General features: G+C 71.7%; 19 protein-coding genes. 6 read left to right on the top strand and 13 right to left on the bottom strand.

Annotated features, from left to right (window positions below):
* Positions 1-179 precede the first annotated feature (179 nt).
* A complete protein-coding gene (locus tag ADX84_RS15040; RefSeq protein ID WP_049574163.1) occupies positions 180-1529 on the top strand; it encodes a PepSY domain-containing protein in 1350 nt (449 codons plus the stop codon).
* 97 nt (positions 1530-1626) lie between these two features.
* Positions 1627-2004: a hypothetical protein gene (locus ADX84_RS26350; RefSeq protein ID WP_199776599.1), complete on the top strand. Its 378-nt coding sequence runs from the start codon at positions 1627-1629 to the stop codon at positions 2002-2004.
* Between the two features lie 172 nt (positions 2005-2176).
* Here the strand turns inward: ADX84_RS26350 and ADX84_RS15030 are convergent, their stop codons facing one another.
* The gene (locus ADX84_RS15030; protein WP_049574156.1) at positions 2177-3073 is read right to left on the bottom strand and encodes a UTP--glucose-1-phosphate uridylyltransferase; all 897 of its coding nucleotides are present in this window, start codon (positions 3071-3073) and stop codon (positions 2177-2179) included.
* Positions 3074-3226: 153 nt separating this feature from the next.
* Here ADX84_RS15030 and ADX84_RS15025 point away from each other — a divergent pair, with 153 nt between their 5' ends.
* Both ADX84_RS15025 and ADX84_RS15020 read left to right on the top strand, forming a co-directional pair.
* Positions 3227-3853: a TetR/AcrR family transcriptional regulator gene (locus tag ADX84_RS15025; RefSeq protein WP_234003985.1), complete on the top strand. Its 627-nt coding sequence runs from the start codon at positions 3227-3229 to the stop codon at positions 3851-3853.
* Entirely contained in the window at positions 3846-4463 is a 618-nt protein-coding gene (locus ADX84_RS15020) for a GNAT family N-acetyltransferase (RefSeq protein WP_049574148.1), read from the top strand. Before ADX84_RS15025 ends, ADX84_RS15020 begins: the two co-directional genes overlap by 8 nt.
* A 6-nt stretch (positions 4464-4469) precedes the next feature.
* Here the strand turns inward: ADX84_RS15020 and ADX84_RS15015 are convergent, their stop codons facing one another.
* A complete protein-coding gene (locus ADX84_RS15015) occupies positions 4470-4799 on the bottom strand; it encodes a hypothetical protein (protein WP_049574145.1) in 330 nt (109 codons plus the stop codon).
* A gap of 271 nt (positions 4800-5070) precedes the next feature.
* On the bottom strand, positions 5071-5340 hold the full coding sequence (locus ADX84_RS15010) for a hypothetical protein (protein ID WP_234003984.1): 270 nt from the start codon (positions 5338-5340) through the stop codon (positions 5071-5073).
* A gap of 184 nt (positions 5341-5524) precedes the next feature.
* Between ADX84_RS15010 and ADX84_RS15005 the strand changes: the two genes are divergently transcribed.
* The gene (locus ADX84_RS15005) at positions 5525-6100 is read left to right on the top strand and encodes a snapalysin family zinc-dependent metalloprotease (RefSeq protein WP_049574142.1); all 576 of its coding nucleotides are present in this window, start codon (positions 5525-5527) and stop codon (positions 6098-6100) included.
* Positions 6101-6152: 52 nt separating this feature from the next.
* Here ADX84_RS15005 and ADX84_RS15000 read toward each other — a convergent pair whose 3' ends face one another.
* Positions 6153-8030: a calcineurin-like phosphoesterase C-terminal domain-containing protein gene (locus tag ADX84_RS15000; protein WP_049574138.1), complete on the bottom strand. Its 1878-nt coding sequence runs from the start codon at positions 8028-8030 to the stop codon at positions 6153-6155.
* A 352-nt stretch (positions 8031-8382) separates the two neighbouring features.
* Between ADX84_RS15000 and ADX84_RS14995 the strand changes: the two genes are divergently transcribed.
* Positions 8383-8643, top strand: a complete 261-nt coding sequence (locus ADX84_RS14995) for a PLD nuclease N-terminal domain-containing protein (RefSeq protein WP_049574136.1) — start codon at positions 8383-8385, stop codon at positions 8641-8643.
* Positions 8644-8709: 66 nt separating this feature from the next.
* Here ADX84_RS14995 and ADX84_RS14990 read toward each other — a convergent pair whose 3' ends face one another.
* From ADX84_RS14990 to ADX84_RS14955, 9 genes are all read right to left on the bottom strand, one after another.
* Positions 8710-10062 (bottom strand): carboxylesterase family protein, encoded by a 1353-nt coding sequence (locus ADX84_RS14990; RefSeq protein ID WP_049574133.1) that lies wholly within the window; start codon positions 10060-10062, stop codon positions 8710-8712.
* A 34-nt stretch (positions 10063-10096) separates the two neighbouring features.
* Positions 10097-10843 (bottom strand): GntR family transcriptional regulator, encoded by a 747-nt coding sequence (locus ADX84_RS14985; RefSeq protein ID WP_049574129.1) that lies wholly within the window; start codon positions 10841-10843, stop codon positions 10097-10099.
* A 94-nt stretch (positions 10844-10937) separates the two neighbouring features.
* Positions 10938-11078, bottom strand: a complete 141-nt coding sequence (locus ADX84_RS26040; RefSeq protein WP_156208095.1) for a hypothetical protein — start codon at positions 11076-11078, stop codon at positions 10938-10940.
* Positions 11075-12313: an MmgE/PrpD family protein gene (locus tag ADX84_RS14980; protein ID WP_049574125.1), complete on the bottom strand. Its 1239-nt coding sequence runs from the start codon at positions 12311-12313 to the stop codon at positions 11075-11077. Before ADX84_RS14980 ends, ADX84_RS26040 begins: the two co-directional genes overlap by 4 nt.
* Before the next feature lie 468 nt (positions 12314-12781).
* On the bottom strand, positions 12782-13558 hold the full coding sequence (locus ADX84_RS14975) for an MBL fold metallo-hydrolase (protein ID WP_049574120.1): 777 nt from the start codon (positions 13556-13558) through the stop codon (positions 12782-12784).
* A 49-nt stretch (positions 13559-13607) separates the two neighbouring features.
* Complete coding sequence (locus ADX84_RS14970; protein WP_049574118.1) at positions 13608-14708, bottom strand: ABC transporter ATP-binding protein; 1101 nt, start codon at positions 14706-14708, stop codon at positions 13608-13610.
* Positions 14705-15466, bottom strand: a complete 762-nt coding sequence (locus tag ADX84_RS14965; protein ID WP_049574113.1) for an ABC transporter permease — start codon at positions 15464-15466, stop codon at positions 14705-14707. Before ADX84_RS14965 ends, ADX84_RS14970 begins: the two co-directional genes overlap by 4 nt.
* Positions 15463-16290, bottom strand: a complete 828-nt coding sequence (locus ADX84_RS14960; RefSeq protein ID WP_199776601.1) for an ABC transporter permease subunit — start codon at positions 16288-16290, stop codon at positions 15463-15465. Before ADX84_RS14960 ends, ADX84_RS14965 begins: the two co-directional genes overlap by 4 nt.
* An 80-nt stretch (positions 16291-16370) precedes the next feature.
* Complete coding sequence (locus tag ADX84_RS14955; protein ID WP_049574110.1) at positions 16371-17414, bottom strand: extracellular solute-binding protein; 1044 nt, start codon at positions 17412-17414, stop codon at positions 16371-16373.
* Positions 17415-17628: the final 214 nt, after the last annotated feature.

Below are 17628 nucleotides of genomic sequence, written 5' to 3'. Positions count from 1 at the left end.
CCCGTCCCTCCCAGCAGGGGGGGGGAACGGGGCGAAGGCAGCGAAACAAGGGCCGGTGCTGTCGCGGTGCGATCCGGGCGTTCGGTGCGTTTCCGGCAACGAATTCCCTTCCTCGGGAACTCCTCGGGTCCGCCGGACGACATCAGTGTCGACCGGGACGGCGACGCCAGAGGAGACCCATGGAACCGGAGACCACGAGGCCCGTGACCGAGGACGAGGCACCCCCGCCGAGGCCGGGCGTGTGGGCCCAGCTCAGGCCGCTCGTGCTGCGACTGCACTTCTACGCCGGCGTGCTGGTGGCGCCCTTCCTCCTGGTGGCGACGATCTCCGGGCTGTTGTACGTGTGGACGCCCCAGGTCGAACAGGTGCTGTACGCCGACCAGCTGAGGGTGCCCGCCTCGGAGGGATCGCTGCCCCTGGCCGAACAGGTGCGGATCGCCCGGGCCGAGGTACCCGACGCCAACGTGCACTCGGTACGCCCGGCCACCGCCCCGGAGGACTCCACATGGGTGCTGATGGACCTGGCCGAGAGCGGCACCGGGGCGCGCACGGCGGTGTTCGTCGACCCCCACGCGGGCGAGGTCCTGGGGGTGTCCGAGAGCTACGGGACCAGCGGCGCGCTGCCGGTGCGCACCTGGATCGACCTGCTCCACCGGCAGCTGCACCTGGGTGAGGTCGGGCGGCTGTACAGCGAACTCGCGGCGAGCTGGCTCGGGGTGGTCGCCCTGGGCGGGCTGGCGCTGTGGGTGGCCAGGCGACGGCGCGGACGCCAGCGCGGAGCGCGGGCACGCTCGGTCTCCCTGCACGCCACCACGGGGGCGTGGATCCTCCTGGTGCTGCTGTTCCTGTCCGCCACCGGCCTGACCTGGTCCCAGTACGCGGGCGCGAACATCTCCGACCTGCGGGAGCGGATGTCGTGGACCACCCCGGCGGTGTCCACGCAGACGCCCTCAGCCAGCCCCGGGGTGGACGTCGGTCCGGACGCGGTCCTGGCCAGCGCCCGGGAGGCCGGGCTCGACGGGCGGGTCACCGTCGACCTGCCCACCGACCACACCTCTCCGTACGTGGTCACCCAGCTCGAACGTTCGTGGCCGACCCAGGCGGACTCGGTCGCCGTCGCCCAGGACACCGGCGAGGTCGTCGACGTCGTCCGCTTCGATGACCACCCCCTCATGGCGAAACTGAGCCGCTGGGGTGTGGACGCCCACATGGGGCTGCTGTTCGGCGTGCCCAACCAGCTCGTCCTCACGGCCGTCTGCGGTGGGCTGCTCTGGGTGATCGTCCTGGGCTACCGGATGTGGTGGCGGCGCAGGCCCTCGCGGGCCGGGGCATGGGCCCTGGGCAGGCCGTATCCGCGTGGTGCGTTCCTCGCGCTCTCCTGGCCCCTGAGGATCGCGGTCGTGCTGTCCTGCGCGGCCCTCGGCCTGGCCCTGCCCCTGCTGGGGGTCTCGCTGCTGGCCTTCCTGGTGATCGACGCCCTGGTCGGACGGTTCTCCGGGGGCGGTCGGGACAGGACCGGTTCCGGGTGAGTTCGGGGAACCGCCGGAGCGCCCGGTCGGCCACCTGGGACGGGCCGAGGTCGGTGTCGTCGACCGCCAGGTCCGCCCATGCGGCCATCCACTCCCGGTGGGCACGGTAGAACGCCTCGGCCCTGGAGCTCCGGAAGGCCCGGGCGTCCTCGCTGACCTCGGGGTGCCCTGGGGCGACGTCGTGGTCGGCGATGCGCGCCGCCAGGGCGGCACGGTCGGGGCGCAGCAGAACTCGGCGCACTTCCGGGCCCTCGGCGCGCAGGCCCCTGAGAATCTCGTCGGCGTAATCCCGGCGCAGGATGCTCATGGGGGCGACCAGGGTCCGGTGATCGAGTCCTTGCTGGCGGTCCGTGGCCTGACACTGCGGGGCAGTGTCCTTGGCGTCCTCAAGGATCTGGACGTACGGACCCGTCTCCTGGAAGCAGGGGTCGCGGAGGAGGATCTCGCTCGACTGCGGGCACGACTCATGGGCTGATCTGAACCCAAGAACCCTCGTGGGCCATTCCGCGGTCGTTCGGCGCCCCTGGGGACCGTGCCCGCACGGCGCCGGGCACGACCGTCCGGCGTGACGCGTGCGGCCCGTCCCCTGCGGCGAGAGGGCCCCGGTCCCCCGTGCGGGCGGTCCACCTCCTGGCAACCCCCGTGGCTCAGGGGGTTTCGGGGTGGGCGGCGAGACGGCGCAGGAGCGGGCCGTACTCGGGGTGGGCCAGGGCGGAGGCGAACTGGGCGACCAGGTAGTCGGCGGGGTTGCCGGTGTCGTACCAGCGCCCCTGGATGACCTGTCCGTAGACCGGGTGGTCGGCGGCGTGGGCGTTGATGGCGTCGGTCAGGTAGATCTCGCCGGTGCGGTGCGTGTACCAGCGCTCGGTCTGGGCGCGCAGCTGGTCGACGATGTCGGGGGTGATCACGTAGCCGCCGATGGCCGCGTAGGCGGAAGGGGCGTCCTCGGGCTTGGGCTTCTCCACCAGTCCGTCGATGCGCAGGAGTCCGTCGGACAGGTCCTCGGCGACCCGGGGCACCCCGTAGCGGCGGGATTCCTCGGGCTCCATGGGCATGAGGGCGAGCACGGGGTGGCCGGTGCGCTCGTAGGCGCTCACGAGCTGTTGTGCGCGGGGGACGTCGGCGACGAAGACGTCGTCGGGCCACAGGACGAGCGCCGGTTCGTCGCGGGCGTCCCGGTAGGCGTTGAGCACCGGTGTCCCGTTGCCGTAGGGGCCGTGTTGGTCCAGATAGGTGATGTGTCCCAGGCGGGCCAGTTCGGCGACCTCCTCGACGGCGTCGGCGTACTCCCGTTTCCCGTCACCGCGCAGACGCTCGACCAACGCGGGGTCGGGGCGGAAGTGGTCCTGGATGAGGGTCTTGCCTCCGGAAACCACGATCGTGATGTCGGTGATGCCCGAGGCCACGAGTTCGCGGACGGTGTGTTCGATGACGGGCTTGTCACCGACGGGGAGCATCTCCTTGGGGGTGGCCTTGGTGAGTGGCAGGAGCCGCGATCCCATGCCGGCCGCGGGGATCACTGCGCGTCGGATCGTCCTGGTCATGAGTCTCCCCTGGTCGCGGCTGGGTGCGGTGGAGGCCGATGGTATCGGCGCGGGGGTCGGCGGGCCGGGATGGCGGGGCCCGGGTCCTGGGGTCGGTTGCGATCAGGATAGAATGAACACATGTTCATTCAAAAATTCGGGAGTTGAGGCCCGGTGCCACGGAGTCCGGAGCAGCACGAGGCGATGCGCGCCGCCACCCGGGAGCGGGTACGGTCCGCCGCCGTGCGGCTGTTCGCACGCCAGGGGTTCGCCGCGGTGAACATGCGACAAATCTCGGCGGAGGCGGGTATCAGCACCGGCTCCATCTACCGCCACTTCAGCACCAAGGAGGAGCTGTTCGAGGGGCTGGTCGCCGAGGCCGCGACAGGGATGGGCGCCGTCGTGGAGCTGTTCCGGGGCTCGCAGGACCCCGTGGATTCCCTGCGGACCTTCACCGACGAGTTCCTGTCGGACCTGGCCGGACCCGGGGACTTCGTCGAGTTCTTCCAGCTCATGCATCAGGCGTTCACGCAGGGGGACTGCTCGGAGGGTGACGCACCCTCTGTGGTCGGCGATCTGGTCAGCCGCAACACGGAACTGCTCCGCGCGGCAGTGGAGCTCATGGAACGCGGCCAGGAGCGCGGCGCGCTGCGGGAGGGCCCCGCCGACGAGTTGGCGTCGTGCTACTTCGCCCTGTTGGACGGTCTGGTGACGATGCGTTCGGCCATGGGCGAGCGGTGTGTGCTGCCGAGTACGTCCACGGTGATGGGTCTGCTCCTCAAGGAGGGAAACGATGGGTGACGAAAGCGGGGAACCGGTAGTGATCGAGGTCCGGCGCGGCGACGTGCTGGGCGAGGGGTACCGGAGGGCGATCGCGGAGGTGTTCGTCGAGGGCTTCGGCGAGGACCTGGCCTGGTTCGCGAAGGACCCGGCGCTGCTCACCGAGGCCGTGGAGCACATGCTGGTACTGGAGCGCTTCCACGTGGCGCTCATCGACGGCCGACCAGCGGCGCTGGCCAGCCTCACCGAGGGCGGGCAGGAGGCGATCGACCACGACGCCCGCACGTTGCGCCAGCACCTGGGTCTGTTCAGGGGCACCGTCGCGGACCGGGTGTTCCGTTCCCACTTCCAAGGAGGCTCCGCCGAGTCCGGACCCGGCCGCGCCGAGATCGGGTTCGTCGCCAGCGCCCGGCGCTTCCGGGGGCGGGGCGCCGCCAAGGCCGTGCTGCACCACCTCCTTTCGTTGCCCGGATACGACGAGTACACGCTGGAGGACATCAAGGACACCAACGCTCCCGCTCTCGGGCTCTACGAGCGCGTGGGCTTTCGCGAGTACAGGCGGCGCGAGGTCGGCCACTCCCGGTGGAGCGGGTTCCACGCGTACGTGTCCATGAAGCTCACCCAGGGATGACGGGGTTCACAGGACGGTGACGTCGACCCGTCGGCCGTCGGGATCGGTCAGCAGGTGCTCCCCACGGGAGAGCGGAGGATCGGTCTCGGTGACGTCCAGGGCCAGGCTCAGCCGGAGGTCGCTGGCCCCGTGGCCGTCAGGAGCCGTCTGTATCTCCAGAACGGGCCCCAGAGGGAGCCGACTGGTGTAGCGGCTCGGCCCGTCCCGGACGGGATCGGGCTCCTCTCCGAAGGCCAGGCCCAGCGCGTTGTAGAAGTCCCTGCACTCCTGGGCACGGGTGGTGTAGAGGACGATGGAGTCGAGGCAGGCGTGCGTGGCGAAGATGGATTCCGGCATGGCGTCCCTACTGCTCGGAGGGTGGGAGGAGGGGGTACTCCTCCCAGTCTGCGAGGCGGTGCGGGCGGCCACAAGTGGGTCTGCTCCGGCTGTGGACAACCCGAGCTCGGAGGTCCAGGGATCGCAGAACCGGACGTGCGGGTGCCCCGGCACCCCCGGGTCCGTACCCGCGCCCACGGACCGGAGGCGGGCCGGACGCGGAGGTGACCGGGTCCACCACGGCGCGGGCCCTCCGCTTCGTCTGCCGCGACGTGTGACCGCTCCTCGTGGCTCAATCCTGCTCGGGCAGCCGGTAGACGGACACGTGGGAGCCGGAGTCGCCGGTGAACGGGCCGCCCTTCCAGTCCTCGTGCCTGGACTCCAGCGCGAAGCCGGCCATCTGCGCCATGAGGTCCAGCTCGGACGGCCACACGTAGCGCTGCTTCACCCGGATCACGCTGGGTTCGCCTCCCTCCTCGAACCTGATGTGGTGCGAGACCAGGTGCTGGTGTTCGAGGTCGAAGGTGTCCAGCCCCACGTAGCCGTCGCGGTGGGCGAACACCAACCCGTCCTGACCGGGAGGGAGCCGCCGCGGTCCCGAGCCCCGCCCTCGGTGGCCCCGCGGGAAGCACGCTGCGCAATCTTAGCGTTATGCCCTCCTTGTGGTGATGGGTCGCTACACATAGCATCACCGCGACCCCACCGGGTCACGAAGATCATCAGCACCCTCACCCCAGGGAGACCCCATGCTGAGACGCGTCCTCACGCCCCTCCTGGTCGCGCTGAGCGCACTGGCACTCACCCTGGTGGGCACCGCACCGGCGAGTGCGGCGCCCACCGATCCGTCCCTCCAGCAGAACCCGACCGTCCTCTACTACGACTCCAGCCAGGCCGCCGAGTTCACCTCGGTCGTCGCCTCCGCTGTGGACGTGTGGAACTCCAGCGTCGACAACGTCCGCCTCGAACCCGCCTCCCCCGGGCAGCGCGCCGAGATCCGCGTCATCGCTGACGACGGCTGGCCCCGCGCCCACCTCGGACCGGTTCGTCCGGGCGGTCAGGTCACCGTCTGGATGGGTCGTCAGGGCACCGCGGAGGGCCACGACCCGCTGCGGATCGCCGCGCACGAACTCGGCCACAGCCTGGGCCTGCCCGACGCCAAGCCCGGCCCCTGCTCGTCACTGATGTCGGGCTCCACCGGCGGCGTGGACTGCACCAACGCCCAGCCCAACGCCTCCGAGCGGTCTCGGGTCGAGGCCAACTACGGTGGCGGCCTGGCTGGCGGGCAGGCCGCTGACGGACAGCTCCTGGTCGACCGCCACTAGGTACACGGGAGGGCCGACGCGGACGCGTCGACCCTCCTCCCTTCGTTCCGGGCTACTCCACGACCTCGAACTCCAGAGTGTCGGTGAACGAACGCCCGTGGGCGTCGGTGGCGGTGACCTCCGCCGTGTGGGCACCGGCCCCGAGGTCCTCGGGCAGATCGAAGCGCCACAGGTGCATGGTGCGGTCGGCGAGGCTGCCGCCGTGGACCAGCTGCTGGGCGACGGCGTGGGGGTCGGAGTACTCCACACCGACGTTGACGGCCTCGCCTTGGAGCTGCTGGGTGCGCTCGGCCTCTGCGGCGGGTGCCCCGTCGAGGCTGACCTCCACGGTGGAGCCCGTGGACCCGAGGAAGAGGTTGGTGGTCAGCCAGGTGCCCCTGGCCAGGTCGTCGGCGTCGACCACCAGCGGTTCCGTGAGCTCGGGGGCCTCACCGACGGGGTCGGCGTTCCACTCGCGGCGTTCGGTGTACCACTCGCGGTAGGTGGGGCTGTTCAGGCCGAGCTGGGTCTGCACCTCGTCGGACTCCCCCGTCACGGTGTAGCGCTCCGCGAACCGGTTGCCCTCGATGTCCAGGGTCACCACACCGGGACGCCCACCGTCACGACCGAGGGCCGTGGGGTAGCCGTCCTCGCCGACCTCTCCCGAGTACCAGTCGCCCGAGATCGCGCCCACGGTGATGTGCGGGAACGGCAGTCCCTCGATCCCGAAGAGCTCCCGCCAGCCTTCGACGTCGTCACCGGTCCTCAGGTTCTCGATGCTGTGGCTGTGTCCGGCCACCGCCACGGCCTCGCGGCCCTCGAGGAGTTCGTGGACGCGCGTGACCTGGTCGACCTGGTGGACCGGGGAGCCCTCGTCGGCGTAGTTGAGCAGACCGATGTGGCCCGCCACGACGATCAGCTTGTCCTCGTCGACGTTGGCCAGGTCCTGTTCGAGCCAGGTGAGCTGGTCGTCGCTGATCCGGCCGTTGTAGGCCGGGGAGCCCCCGGGGTCGCAGTGCGCCTCGATGCCCTCGGGACTGTCGCCAGCCGCCGTGCACGGGTAGTCGACGGTGTTCAGGGCCACGACGTGCGCGTCGCCGACCTCGTAGGAGTAGTACGCGGGCGCCAGCGTCGCACGGAAGGTGTCGAAGGAGTGGTCCGCGTGGGGCGCGTCGAAGTCGAGGTCGTGGTTGCCGGGCAGGAAGCGCGCCGGACCGTTGGTCTCGGCGACCAGTTCCTTGATGTCGGGGTAGAGCGACAGGTCGTCACCGGCGACGTCGCCGACGAACAGCGTGCCGCAGCCCGCGTGGTCGTCGCGCTCGGACAGGTCCTTGATGGCACCGGCGCGCGCGTACTCGATCTCCTGTCTGTCGTAGGTCTGGAGATCCCCGGCGATGACGCAGCTCTGGGTGTCGGCGGCGGTCAGCTCGCTCTCCACGAGCGGGAAGTTGACCTCGGACGGCAGCGGACCGGTGGGCTCGATGCCGCCGTAGCGCAGCTCCGGGGAGCCCTCGGGCAGGTGGTTGTAGTGGAACTGCGGCACGTTGTACTCGTCCAGCGGCACCTGGTAGCCGGACGGCTGGGTGATCGACACCGTCATGTTGTCGAACGCCGGCAACTGATACCGGCCCTGGTCGTCAGTCCCGACCACGTCGCGGCCGTTGGTCACCACGCCCCCGGCAAGGCCGGGTTCGTCGTCGCTGACGCCGTCGCGGTCGGTGTCGACGAACACCCTGCCGTCGAGCCGCGGGGTGTCCGGGGAGTCGTCGGGGGTGCGGACGATCTCGATCGCGCCTCTGTAGACGGGCTCGTCCCCGCCGTCCGAGGGCGCCGCCACGGCCGGGGCGATCGCCACGGTCACGGAGGCGGTGAGGGTGACGACCGCCGAGGCGGTCAGCGCGGCACGCAGTCCGCGGCGGGTCCGGTCGTTGGGGGCGTGTGTCGTGAGCATGCGGTTGCTCTCCGAAACGTGAGGGGGCCTGACCGGTCGGGGGACCGGCGCAACGCCACCCTCCTCGACGCGACTGAACGCGGGCACAGGCGCCAGCCAACGGACGACCACCGTTCGGTGACCAGTGGTCTCACTCCGTGACCGCGCACCCCCGACGAAAGTCGGTGCGTGCCGTCCGCCAAAAGACCCACCCGGGGCGTCGTGTCGCCTTCTTAGGCGACGCGACGGAGCGTCCCGCAGGTGGATGCGACGGAGAGTGTGCTGGACCTAGCGTTGAGTACGTAGCCAGGGGGTCCGGTTCCGCACCACGACGGGGGCGGCCGGAACCCGCAAGAGACTGAGGAGACCCGCGATGACGCTGTTGAACCTGTTCGAGTCGATGACCCCGGAGACCGGGATCGCGTTGGCCCTGATGATCGGCGCGCTGCTGGTGAGTCTGGCCGCCGTCGTGCTCATCGTCGCGGCCGTGTTCAGCATCCTGTTCTCCCGGCTGGACGTCCCCATGAAGCTGGTCTGGATCGTCCTCGTCTTCCTCGCGCCTTTGATCGGCGCGCTCCTGTGGTTCCTGATCGGACGCAACCGGGTTCCGGCCCAGCAGTACGGGTACCGCTGACCCTCGAACCGTCAGCGGGCCCGAGCCACCGTCCGGGGCTCGGGTCCGCTGGCGTGCGGGAGGGTGTCAGGAACGGTGGACGGTGAGGCTATCGGCGGCGGCTTCGGCGTTGCTCGGGCGGACCGTCCCGGTGCGGGCGAAGTCGGCCCAGAGGCGCCGGACCGCCCGGCCGCGCCGGTCGAGTTCCGCCCAGCTGGTGCGGCCGACGAGCTTGGTGTTCTCCCAGGCCTTCCGGTTGCCGAGCAACAGGGGGACGTCCACGATGTGGGCGGCGCCGTAGGGGCTGCCCTCCGGTCGCCAGGTGACGGTGTAGCGGGTGGCCCTTCCGCCTGACCTGCGGTGGTGGCGGGCGAAGCGCTTGGTCGGGCCGGTGTAGATGCGGTACGTGGTGGCCCACACCAGGAACCGGCGCAGCGACGCCCCCACGAGCGGCAGCGCGGCCAGGCGTCGGATCGCGGGGAGGAACTCGGCAAACAGCCCGGTCTCCTCGCTGGTCGCGCCGATCAGCAGGTCGATCCCGGGGGCGGCCGCGCCCCAGGCGCGGAGCCGGATCGTCTCGGCGGGCAGGGGGGCGTGCCCGTACTGGGTACCGAACGGCATGGCGCTGGCCAGGCCGTGCCCCTTGGCGGCGGCGCCGGCGCGCTCTTCGAGGGCCACCAGCTCGGTGGCGGTCGCTTCGGGGTCGGGAACGCCCACGGCCCGCGCCATGGCCTCGGACATCCGGGAGCGTCCGGTGATGATGCCCAGCGGGGCGCTCTGGACCACGGCGCGTCGGAAGAGGCCCTCGGCGCCCTGGCTGATCATGAGGTGGGCGACGGCGTCGCCTCCCGCGGACTGGCCGAAGAGGGTGACGAGGTCGGGGTCTCCCCCGAAGGCGGCGATGTTGGCGCGGACCCAGCGCAACGCCTGGATCTGGTCGAGGAGACCGAGGTTGGCGGGGGCGGAGTCACCGATGCGCAGGTAGCCGAGCACCCCGAGGCGGTAGGTGACGGCGACGACGATGACGCGCTGCTCGGTGACCAGGCGGGTGGGGTCGAAGATCTCCATGTCTCCGGCTCCGGTGACGTAGGAGCCGCCGTGGATCCACACCATGACGGGCAGGCGCTCGTCCTCGGAGAGGTCGGCGGGGAAAGTGACGGAGAGCCGCTGGCAGTCCTCGTCGTGGCGGCCGACCGAGACGCCGTCGACCGCCGCCGACACCACCTTGGAGGTGAGCTGCGGTGAGGCGGGCGCGGGCCGGGTGGCCTCGAAGGGTTCGGTGAACGGGGGCGCGGGCCGGGGCGGGGCGAACCGTTCGGCGCGCGCGTAGGGGATGCCGAGGGCTCGGACCACCTCTCCCCGGACCGCGCCGACGACGGGTCCGGTGGGGGTGTCGACGCGGCGGAGCTCGTCCCGGGAGACGGAGGTCTGTTCAGTCATGGTTTCCCTGTTCGGTCGGTCCGGTGGTGGGCCGTCAGCGCGTGCTGCGTCGCAGCCGGACACGGTAGGAGTACTGCTCCGGCAGGAAGTGGCTGGTGGCCAGCTCGACGGGGGACCCGGTCACGTCCAGGTAGACGCGGTCCACCCTCAGCAGGGACTGCCCGGGTGCGCATCCCAGGTCCCTTGCGATGTCCTCCCCCGCGTCCACGGCGGTGATGCTCTGCTCCGCTTCGGCGATGGGGTGGTCCAGCCCCGGATCGAGCAGCCCGATGACGGTGATGGTACTGCTCACGCCCTCGGAGGCCAGTTCCGGCACGGCGCCGAGCACGGACGCCACAGTCGGCGGCAGGTGCACCGTGGTCACGCAGAACGGCTGTTCCGCGTGCGAGCGCACGAAGTCGACGGAGTACACCGTGTCGTTGTCCAGGCGCAGGCGGCCCGCCGCGTCGATGTCCACCCTGCGGCGCAGGGGTCGGAGCACACGCATCCGGGTGTCCTCGGACAGGGCCATGAGGTCGTCGATCGAACCGAACTGGCGCAGGTAGCGTCCCTGGTCGCGGGGGGCGGGAAAGGTGCCCCGGCCGCGGACCCGGTGGACCAACCCCTCGGAGACCAGGTCCTGGAAGGCTCGCCGGACCGTCTGGCGGCTGACGTGGTACCGGTCGGCGAGCTCGGCCTCGGTGGGCAGGCGGGAGCCGTCGTCGAACGTGCCGTCGAGCAGCGCCGAGCGCAGTTCCCGCGCGACCTTCTGGTAGGCCGCCTCACCGTTGTTGACCGCCATCGCCCCCGACCTCGCCCGAATGTTCCGAGGTCCCATTGTCCCCGGCCCGGGAGGAGACGGGGACAACGCGCGCCCGGGGGCGTCGGACCGCCCCCTACTCGACCCGGTGGCCTTCCACCAGCTGGCGGACGTTCACGTCGCACTGGATCTCGTCTGCATCGCGGCGGGTGGCGAAGGCCTCGGTGAAGCCTGTTCCGGGCCGTGGCTGTGACACCGGCGAGCGCCGTTGGCTCATCCGTGCACCTCGGTGTTCGGAGCGTTACCCCGTGGCACGCCCCCGGGGGCTCCGGGAAACCGGGAGCGCAGCAGTTCCGGGGCATTGGACCAGGTGGTCCTGTCCACCAGCTCCGGGACGTCGGCTCCGCAGTCGGCGAACTTCGCGGCGAGCTCGGTGTCGGTCGCCGGTCGCCGGGGAGCTCCGGCCGGCAGGTCCAGGGTGGTGTCGAGCACGGCGCCGTCCCGGGTGCGGACCCTGACCGTGGTGGACCCGTCGAGGAGGCCGTGGCCGCCGGGGGTGGTCCGGACGTCCACCGCCGCGACCAGGCGCCGGGCCTCGGGGCGCTGGGCGGCCCGATCGGTGAAGCCGGCGAATCCCGGGTGGCCGTCCATGACGGCGGCGGCGAGCGCGTACTCCAAGCTGAACTTGGCCTGGAGCCCGGTGTCGGGCCGGTGGTGGATGAGCGGGTGCAGGGTCGCCTCCGGGGCCTCGACCTCGATGCGCTCGACGGCGGAGTGGTCGATCGGCCCCAGCGAGCGGACCGCCTCGATGGGCCGCTGCATGGCGTAGCAACAGGGATGGATCTTGGTGGCCAGGCCGTCGGGGACGGCGTCGCCACCGGTGTCGAGGGCCGCGGGTTCGCCACCCATGATGGCGAGCCACTGGTCGAGCGCGGTCGGGTCGGCGTCGGCTCCGGCCGCGGCGAGGCGGGCTGCGCGGACACCGGCGTGCGCGGCGAAGCCGACCTGGAGGGACTTGGCGTCGGTGCCGAACGCGCGCTGGACTCCCCCCGCGGCCGGGACCGCCAGGGCCATGGCGGTGGCCACGCGGTCGGCTGGGAGCCCGAGTGCCAGGGCCGCCCCCGCCGCCGCGGCCGGTGCGCCCGCCGTGCAGGTGGCGTGCCAGCCGTCCGTGTAGTGCCGCCACCCCAGCGCCGTACCGAGTCGCGCCATGACCCCGGCCGCGGCCAGGTAGTCGCGTTCGCCTCCCCCCACGGCGAGCACGGCGGGAACGCACACGACGCTGATGTGGGTCGTCGAGGGCAGGTGCAGGTCGTCGAAGTCGAGTACGTGTCCGATCGCGGCCCAGCGGGCCTCTTCCGGGAGGCCGTGTGTCAGCGGAACCAGGGGGTGGTCGCGTGCGGCCAGGGTGACGGCGAGCGTGTCGCGGAGCGAGCGACGCGCCAGGGCGCGATCGTCCTCGCTGGGATCCAGGTCGTGGGCCCAGTCGGCGAGCGTTCGGGCGGCGGCCATGCGCGGGGCTCCCTACGGAGGGGAGGGTCGGCGACCCTCGGATGGATTTGTACGGCCATTTTCAGTACGCGGACTCGCGTTGTCAATGAACCTGGAGCCCTGGCCCATTTGCACTCCCAGGCAGGATGGCACTCGAAGCCTTGGCAGACTGGCACTGAAATGGCCGTACATATTGGGGCGCGAGATGCGGAAGAAGGATCCGCAGACCACGACGGGCCCGCCACCGCTACCGACGGGGTTTCGGTGCCTCCCGCCAGCACCCAGGGGGCGGACTGGATCAACGGGACGCGGGTGATCCACCCGACCAGACAGGAACCACCCTCCGCACGTCCCCCCGCCCCCGCCTGCCGGGGCCACGCGACCTCGGCCCCGGAAGCCTCGGACCAAGCTGGGAGGGGAGGGCTGGGCGCGGTGTCCCTGACGGCGGTCCCGCCAGTACCGGGAGACCGCTGTCAGGGGCCGTCGTCGTCAGAACCGGCGGCCCGGGACGGCGACGCTGATCCTGCCTCCGAAGGCACCCTCCGCGTGACGGCGGCCCTCGTCCCAGTCGGCGGGGCTGGCGAAGTGGGTGAGCACCAGGTGGCGCGCCTGCGCCTCGGCGGCCAGCTCCCCCGCCATCCGCGCCGTGAGGTGTCCGTGGCCGTGCAGAGCCCGCTCGTCCGCCTCGAGGTAGGTGGCCTCGCACACGAACACGTCGGCCTCGCGGGCGGCCTCGGCGACCGGGGCACAGTAGCCGGTGTCGGAGGAGAAGGCGACGACCCGACCGTCCGGCGACTCGAAGCGCAGCGCCGCGGAGGGCACGCTGTGGTGAGCGGCGTACGAACGGAACGCGACCCCGTCCACCTCGTGCACGGTCCGGCCGTCCCTGGGCATGGCGGTGATCCCGAAGGACTGTGTGATGGGCTGGTTCATGGTCGGCAGGGTGGGGATGCCGAAGACCGCGTCGAAGGCGGCCACGCGCTCGGCCTCGCCCTCGGGGAGGAAGAGCGGGACGCGCGGCAACACCTCGGGGAAGGTCCACCGGTAGGCCCAGGCCATGAGGTCCAGGCTGTGGTCGGCGTGCATGTGGGTCACGACGATCCCGCGCAGCTGCTCCAGTTCGTACCGGGAGCAGTAGGCCAGCAGCGACCCGGGCCCGGCGTCCACCAGCACCAGGCCGGTCTCCGTGTGGAGCAGGTAGCAGGAGGCGGGGCCCTCCTTGGTGGGCGCGGTCGCGTTCGATCCGAGGATCTCCAGTTCCAGCATGCGTGTTCCTCTCGTGGCTGTCGTCGGGGGTGGGTCGGGGGCGGTCGGATCAGGGGCGCAGCAGGGTGGCCCGCCCCGGGGTGACCGCCAGCGCGACCGAACGGCCGATCCGCGCGTCGGGCGGTACCCGCACCCCCAGGAGGTGTTCCCCCGCCCGGACGGTGAGGTGTACGCCGTCACCGGTGAACTCCGAGTGGGTCACCTCCGCGACCAGCGCCGACTCGTCCGCCTCGTCGGTGACGGCGAGACTGTCATGGCGCAGCAGTAGTCGGACGGCACCGTGCGCGGTGGACCGCACCGCCAGGTCCGCGACCGGGAGCCGCCAGCGCCCGTCCAGGGCCACGGCGTGACCGTCGGCGAGTTCGGCGTCGAGCAGGACCGCGCCAGCGAGGAAGTCGGCGGCGAAGGCGTCAACCGGGTCGTCCCAGAGCTTCTGGGGGGTGTCGAACTGAACCAGCTTCCCGTCGCGGAGCAGGGCGATCCGCGACCCCAGCGACAGTGCCTCGCGCTGATCGTGGGTGACGATGAGGGTGGCGCACTCGGTCGCGGCCAGCATGGCGGCGAGTTCCCGGCGCAGTCCGCCGCGCAGCTGCGGGTCCAGCGCGGCCAGGGGCTCGTCCAACAGCAGGGCGTCCGGCTGGATCGCGAGAGCCCGGGCCAGAGCGACCCGTTGGCGCTGCCCTCCGGAGAGCTGGTCGGGGCGGCGTTCGGCGAGATCGGTGAGGTGGGTCAGCTCCAGCATCTCCCGCACCAGCCGCTCGCGGCGGGCCGCCGCCGTGCCCCGGGCCCGCAGTCCGTAGCCGATGTTGGCCGCCACGCTCATGTGCGGGAAGACGGCGTAGTTCTGCGGGACCAGTCCGATGTTGCGCCTGGCGGGGCCCAGGCCGGTGACGTCCCGCCCCGCCAGGGTGAGGGCTCCCCCCGAGACCGGGACCAGCCCGGCCACGGCGCGCAACGTGGTGCTCTTGCCGCAGCCGGAGGGGCCGATCACGGCGACCGTCTCGGCCGGGGCCACGTCCAGGGAAACGCGCTCCACGGCGGTGGTGGAGCCATAGCGCACGGTGAGGTCGTCCACGGCCAGCCCGGACGCGCGTGCGACGGCTGGCGCTGGTCCGGTCGTGGTGTCGGGTGCGGTGGCTTGGGTACTCACGGGGTTCTCCTCGGGGCCCGGCGTCGAGCCAGGACGATGGCGGTCAGCACCGGCGCGACGAAGGCGACGAAGATCATCGACTGCGCCGAGGCGAGTTCGAGGCGCTGGGTGGAGTAGGAGTCGAACAGGGCGAAGGGTGCGGTGGGCGTGGCCGGTGGGTTCACGAAGAAGCTGACGTTGAACTCACCGAACGACAGCGCGAACACCATGGTCACCGCCTGGGTGACGGCGACCAGGCAGGCCGGGACGGTGACGGTGCGAAGGACGCGGACCGATCCGGCGCCGAGGCTGCGCGCGACGCCCTCGTTGGTGCGCAGTTCGTCGTTGGCCAGGGCGGGCACCAGGGCCGCCAGTGTGAACGGCAGGGTGAAGACGAGGTGGCCCAGGACCAGCAGCAGACCGCTGGGACGCAACATGGGATAGGTGCCCACGAGTGCGACGCTCAGCGCGATACCGGGTACGGCCAGCGGCACGTTCACCAGGTAGCCGGTGAGGCGGGTGAGCACCGAGGGGTGGCGGGCCACCCACCAGGCGAGCGGCCCGCCGACGGCCAGGTTCAGCAGCACCACCAGCGCGGCCACGGCCAGGCTGCGGCCGATCACCGGGGCCAGTGGCGGCCACGCGTGGGCGAACCAGTCCAGTGTGGGCCCGCCGCCCCAGGGCCCCTGGGAGAAGTCGACGCTGGTGGCGGCGATGAGGGTGGCCAGGAGCGGGATGGCCACGAACGCGCATGTCAGGCGGGTGATGATCCGGGTCATGAGGACACCGCCCGGCGGACGACTCGGGCCAGGACCCGGCCCAGGACCAGCGCCAGCACGGCCGTGGCGGCGAGGATCACCGCGAGGGTCGACGAGGCGGCGAGCCGGTAGCCGGTGGTGAGTTCGTTGGCCACGTTCAGCGGCAGGAGCCGCACCCCCTCGGACAGGGTGGCGACGGTGCCGTACCCGCCCAGGGCGACCGCGATGGCGGTGCCGCTGGTCTCGATGGCGGCGGGCAGCAGCAGCGGCAGGGTCACGGTGAGGAACACGCGCGGACGGGAGGCGCCCAGGGTGCGGGCGCTCTCGGGCAGGGAGGGGTCCAGGGTGGCGGCGGCGCCGCGCAGCGGGCCCAGCACGCGGGGCAGGGAGAAGTACAGGTAGGCGATGAGCAGTCCGGGGAAGGTGTAGGCCAGGCCGGAGAAGCCGTCCCACGCCAGACCCAGCAGTCCGGTGCGTCCGGTGAGGACGATCGCGAAGAACCCGATGATGATCCCGGGCAGGGCGATGGGCAGGGTGAGCAGGGCGTCGGTGGTGGCGCCGCCCCGGCCCTCGCGGTCGTCGTCGGCCTGGCGCAGCACCACGGGCACGGCGACGCAGAGCGTGAACAGGACCGAGCCCACGGCGATGTACAGCGAGTTCAGGAGGGCGTCGCGGACGGCGGCCGAACCGAACGCCCCGGCGTAGTGCTCCAGCGTGGGTCCTCCGTCGGCCGGGGGCTGGCCCAGACCGAGGGAGTTGGCGACCATCACGGCGACGGGGTAGGCGCTGAACAGGCCGATGACGACCAGGGCGGGGAGCGCGGCGAGCCAGGCCGGGGGTGGCAGCGCGCGTCCGTGGACGGCGGAGGCGGTGCCCTCTCCGGTGGCGGGTTCCGTGTGGCTCCCCACGGCGGTGCGGGAGGGCACTAGAAGCCGACCTCGTCCTGGTAGAGCTCGATGAACTCCTGCTGGCGCAGTCCCTGCTCGACGTAGTCGACGGTGGCGGCCCGCTCGTAGTCCTCGGGCGGCAGCACCCTGTCCGCGAGTTCGTCGGGCATCTCGCCGGTCACCGGGCGCATGTACCCGGCGGCGAACAGGGCCTGGCCCTGCTCGGAGAAGTAGAAGTCGAGGAGCTCCCTGCCGTTGTCCTCGTTCGGGGCGCCCTCGACCAGTCCGACGATGTAGGGGATCTGGAGCGATCCCTCCTCGGGGATGACCACGGAGACGTTGGCGCCCTCGTCGCGGAGCTTGTAGCCGTTGAAGTCGGTGTCGATGAGGATGGGGATCTCGCCCTGGGCGACCTTGGCGGTGGCGGTCTGGGCGGAGGTGGCGGCCCCGTTGTCCCTGAGGGCGTTGAGGTAGTCCAGGCCCGGGCCCCAGTCGTCGAAGTCGCCGCCGAGGGCGACGTTGACGGCGGTGGCGGCGGAGTAGCCCACGGCGGCCTGGGTGGGGTCGAGGTAGCCGACCCTGCCCTCGTAGGCCGGGTCGAGCAGGTCGTCCCAGCTCTGGGGCACCGGGGCTCCGTCGAGGTGGTCCTCGTTGACGATGAGGGCGATGGTGCCGGTGTGAACGCTGGTCCAGGCGCCGTCGGGGTCACGGAGTTCGTCGGGGACCTGCTCGGCGCCCTCGGGCACGTACTCCCGGAGGACCCCGGCCTCCACCAGCTGCTCGCCGAAGGCGATGCCGGTGTAGGCGACGTCGGCGACGGGTGAGCCCCTCTCGGCCTGGAGCGCGGCCAGGGCCTGCCCCGAGTTCTTGGGGTCGTTCGGGGCGCTGATGCCCGTCTCCTCCGTGAAGGCGCGCAGGACCTCGCCGTAGTTGCCCCACTCGGAGGGCGAGTTGTAGGTGATGACGACGTCGCCGTCGCCCGAGGCCGATCCCGCGGGGGCGTCGACGTTGCCGCACGAGGTCAGGGCCAGGACGGAGAGGGTCACGACGGCGCCGGTGATCGCCGTGCGTCGGTGGGACATGAGGGCTCCGAGGGTGATCAGGCGGCCCGGTCGGCGGGCCGAGGGTGGGTTGGGGGTGCTTCGTGATGAAACGATTCAGCATGGGGGTGACCTGCACTGTCGCGATCAGTGTCCGGCGGGCCAACACCCTGGGAACCCTCGACCAACGCCGCCACCCGGTCCCACCCGGCCCTGCGCCGAAGACCCGCTGTCCAGGGCGGGCACGGGCCCCGTT

This window comes from Nocardiopsis sp. SBT366, assembly GCF_001083815.1.
Lineage (GTDB): Bacteria > Actinomycetota > Actinomycetes > Streptosporangiales > Streptosporangiaceae > Nocardiopsis > Nocardiopsis prasina.
The sequence above is the reverse complement of the archived record's forward strand: the minus strand, read 5'-3'. Positions and strand labels throughout refer to the sequence as shown.

What these genes read in the sequence shown, in the direction of transcription:
- ADX84_RS15030 (WP_049574156.1), bottom strand. Translation starts at nt 3,073, where the DNA reads ATGACCAGGACGATCCGACGCGCAGTGATCCCCGCGGCCGGCATGGGA.
- ADX84_RS26040 (WP_156208095.1), bottom strand. Translation starts at nt 11,078, where the DNA reads ATGAGCCAACGGCGCTCGCCGGTGTCACAGCCACGGCCCGGAACAGGC.
- ADX84_RS14985 (WP_049574129.1), bottom strand. Translation starts at nt 10,843, where the DNA reads ATGGCGGTCAACAACGGTGAGGCGGCCTACCAGAAGGTCGCGCGGGAA.
- ADX84_RS15020 (WP_049574148.1), top strand. Translation starts at nt 3,846, where the DNA reads ATGGGTGACGAAAGCGGGGAACCGGTAGTGATCGAGGTCCGGCGCGGC.
- ADX84_RS14980 (WP_049574125.1), bottom strand. Translation starts at nt 12,313, where the DNA reads ATGGCCGCCGCCCGAACGCTCGCCGACTGGGCCCACGACCTGGATCCC.
- ADX84_RS14955 (WP_049574110.1), bottom strand. Translation starts at nt 17,414, where the DNA reads ATGTCCCACCGACGCACGGCGATCACCGGCGCCGTCGTGACCCTCTCC.
- ADX84_RS15015 (WP_049574145.1), bottom strand. Translation starts at nt 4,799, where the DNA reads ATGCCGGAATCCATCTTCGCCACGCACGCCTGCCTCGACTCCATCGTC.
- ADX84_RS14965 (WP_049574113.1), bottom strand. Translation starts at nt 15,466, where the DNA reads ATGACCCGGATCATCACCCGCCTGACATGCGCGTTCGTGGCCATCCCG.
- ADX84_RS14990 (WP_049574133.1), bottom strand. Translation starts at nt 10,062, where the DNA reads ATGACTGAACAGACCTCCGTCTCCCGGGACGAGCTCCGCCGCGTCGAC.
- ADX84_RS15040 (WP_049574163.1), top strand. Translation starts at nt 180, where the DNA reads ATGGAACCGGAGACCACGAGGCCCGTGACCGAGGACGAGGCACCCCCG.
- ADX84_RS14975 (WP_049574120.1), bottom strand. Translation starts at nt 13,558, where the DNA reads ATGCTGGAACTGGAGATCCTCGGATCGAACGCGACCGCGCCCACCAAG.
- ADX84_RS14995 (WP_049574136.1), top strand. Translation starts at nt 8,383, where the DNA reads ATGACGCTGTTGAACCTGTTCGAGTCGATGACCCCGGAGACCGGGATC.
- ADX84_RS15005 (WP_049574142.1), top strand. Translation starts at nt 5,525, where the DNA reads ATGCTGAGACGCGTCCTCACGCCCCTCCTGGTCGCGCTGAGCGCACTG.
- ADX84_RS15000 (WP_049574138.1), bottom strand. Translation starts at nt 8,030, where the DNA reads ATGCTCACGACACACGCCCCCAACGACCGGACCCGCCGCGGACTGCGT.